The organism is Nocardia aegles (genome assembly GCF_052545135.1).
The window spans coordinates 1-2661 of the sequence record NZ_JBQWRI010000030.1; the positions used below are offsets into that span (position 1 = coordinate 1).

The window sequence follows — 2661 nt, forward strand, 5'->3', positions numbered from 1 at the left end:
CAACGTCACCTCCAGCGACACCGCTGCCGCGATCAACCGGTTGACCAAGCAGTACCTGTACACCATCGCGGGCAAGAACTACACACCACCCACCGGCACCACCGGCACCAACGGCGCGACCGGAGCCGCGGCGAAAGCCATCCAAGTGGCACTCGCCCAGCTCGGCGACCCCTACGTCTATGGCGCGGAAGGGCCGAACGCTTTCGACTGCTCGGGCCTGATGCAATACGCGGCGGCCGCCGCCGGTGTGCGGATTCCGCGAGTCGCGGCCGACCAATACCGCACCCTGCCCAAGGTGAATCCCAGAGACATCAAGCCCGGCGATCTCATTTTCCCCTCGAGTTCGTTCACGGGGCCGAACAACCCGGGCCACGTCATCATGTACATCGGCAACGGCATGTGCGTCGAAGCTCCCCGCACCGGCGGCCACGTCCAGTACCGGAAACTGCCCAGCAGTTACGCGGCCGCGCGGTGGGCGTGATCAGTCGATCCGGCGCGCCCGCTGTCTGCCGGAACCGATCGTCCGCGACCGGCGTCAATACCCCACGTACGAGCCGCCGCCGCGCATCTGCACGATTCCCGGCACGTTGCTGACCGACCCGTAGCGTTCGATGGCGTACCGAACGCCCGCGACGATATTGTCCACCGGATTCCAGATATCGCGGTGCCCCGGAACGGAATACGCGTTGAACGTCGGATCGATGGTCTGCATCAGGCCTTTCGACGGAATTCCCGCCGCGGCGTTGCTGTCCCAGAGATTGATCGCGTTCGGGTTGCCACCGGACTCGTGCTGGATGATCGCCGCGATGTCGGCCGGATCGATCTGGCGCGTGTCGTAGCCGTGCCGGCGCAACACCTGCAAGGCTTCGTTGATCCATTGCCCCTGCTGGCCGGACGGCCGCGTGCGTGGCGGACCGCCGCTGGGCCCGTGCGTGCCCGAGTGCGACGTGCGGCGAGGCCGCCGCGACTGGACGGGACGCGACTCGCGCAGATAGCGGTCGGCAAGAGCAGCTACCCGATCGGCGGTGAGTACTGCGGCGGCCTGTCCTTGGCCGAGCACGGTTCCCGCCCGTTGTAAGGCGCTGTCCAAGGTCGAGATCACCAATTGCCTGCTCGCGTTGGCGTCCTGGACGGTGCCGAGCGCGGTGAGCGCGGTGTTCACCTCGGCGATGATCGCACCGATCGCGGCGCGTCCCTGCGTGCTGTTGTCGACCGCGCCGCCGAGGATGCGTTCCAGTTCGGCATTCATCGACTGTGTCGCATCGCCGTGGCGTGCTCGATTCTGATTGCTGTCGGCGTACCGAGAACCGAGCGCACCATCCCACACGACGGGTCCGCTCGGCCGCGCCGCGTCGAGATCGGGCGGCGCGTACGGCTGTCCCGTCACGGCGGTCGGCGGGCCGTCACCGTATTGGGCCGCGATGGCCGCCAGCGCGCCCATCGCCGCGGCCGCCATTGGCGTGGACGAGCCCGCCATGCCCAGCGTGTCCGAGCGCGGAACGGAGGGTGAACCCGCAGCCGCGGAGGTCGTCTCGGATGCCGTCGGTGCGTTCTGGGTGCGCCCCTGAGCCGTCGCGCCGACCGGCGCCGCCGCTGCGGCCGCACCTGGCTGCGGCCGCGGGATCGGGGTGGGAGTGCCGCGCGTCGCGGACTTGGCGGGGCGGCGCGGCGCGCTGGTGGTGGCGCTCGCACGCACGTCGCGCGGATCGCCGGGATCATCGGAATCTCGCTCGGGACCAGAGCGATCCGTCGGAGCCATCAGTTCCCCCGCTGCGCGCGGACACTCCGCACGGTGACCACAGAGGCAGCCATGACTCACCTTCCGCCGGATGCCCCGGTACGCGCGCTTCCGGTCGCCGGACACGATCGGCGCGTGCTGGAGCCGGAAGAGTTCGCAGCCGACGCGGCAGCGGTGTGGCAATCGGAATGCCTCTTCCCCGGCACTCGTCCCGAAGCGTATTCGCAGCTTAATGCAGGTACCTCCCAGGCACTCCCATGCTGTTCCCGCTTGCGGGAATATCGGTGCCCCCGGCACGCGGCAGCGGACAACCGCGTGGCGCGTCGGTGAAACAGGACACTGAGCGACCGGCGACGGCCGGGCGAGGTCAAACAGCGACGTTGCGCATCGCCGAGGCGATGCTGTTGGCGTAGGCGATGCGCTGCCCTCTCGCCTCACCGGAACTTCTTTCGTAATACTGATCGAAGACCGCCGCCGCGTAGGCGGGCGTCTGCGCGGCCCGGAGATATCCGTACGCGGTGGATTCATTGCTGCGCAATTCGGCCATCATGAAATCGATCTGGACCTTCCAGTCGGTGACCGGCTTCCCTTGGGCTGCCGCGAACCGCTCCAGGGCCTGCCGCCGCCCGCCCCGCCATTGACACAGACCGATGGCGCCTTCGCCCGGGTTGTACGCGCTGGTGTTGAAACCGGACTCGACCTGCAGGTTACCCACGATTCCGGCTGCTTGCGCCGACGTGAGCCCGTATTTCGAAATGAGGTAGCGATAGACATCCGCCGGATTGGCTTTCGAGCCTCCCGGAATGTTGTCGCCGCTGCCGGTGGTGCCGGTGGGTGGTGTGTAGTTCTTGCCCGCGATGGTGTACAGGTACTGCTTGGTCAACCGGTTGATCGCGGCAGCGGTGTCGCTGGAGGTGGTGTTC

General features: G+C 67.8%; 3 protein-coding genes. 1 reads left to right on the forward strand and 2 read right to left on the reverse strand.

The genetic code is table 11. The features are described from left to right. Positions 1–481: C40 family peptidase (locus ACT89H_RS29270; protein ID WP_445111899.1), on the forward strand; the 481-nt coding region annotated here is incomplete at its 5' end. Positions 482–535: 54 nt separating this feature from the next. Here ACT89H_RS29270 and ACT89H_RS29275 read toward each other — a convergent pair. After that, entirely contained in the window at positions 536–1759 is a 1224-nt protein-coding gene (locus ACT89H_RS29275) for a transglycosylase SLT domain-containing protein (RefSeq protein ID WP_445111900.1), read from the reverse strand. Between the two features lie 346 nt (positions 1760–2105). After that, positions 2106–2661 (reverse strand): phage tail tip lysozyme (locus ACT89H_RS29280; protein ID WP_445111901.1); only part of this gene is annotated, 556 nt, incomplete at its 5' end.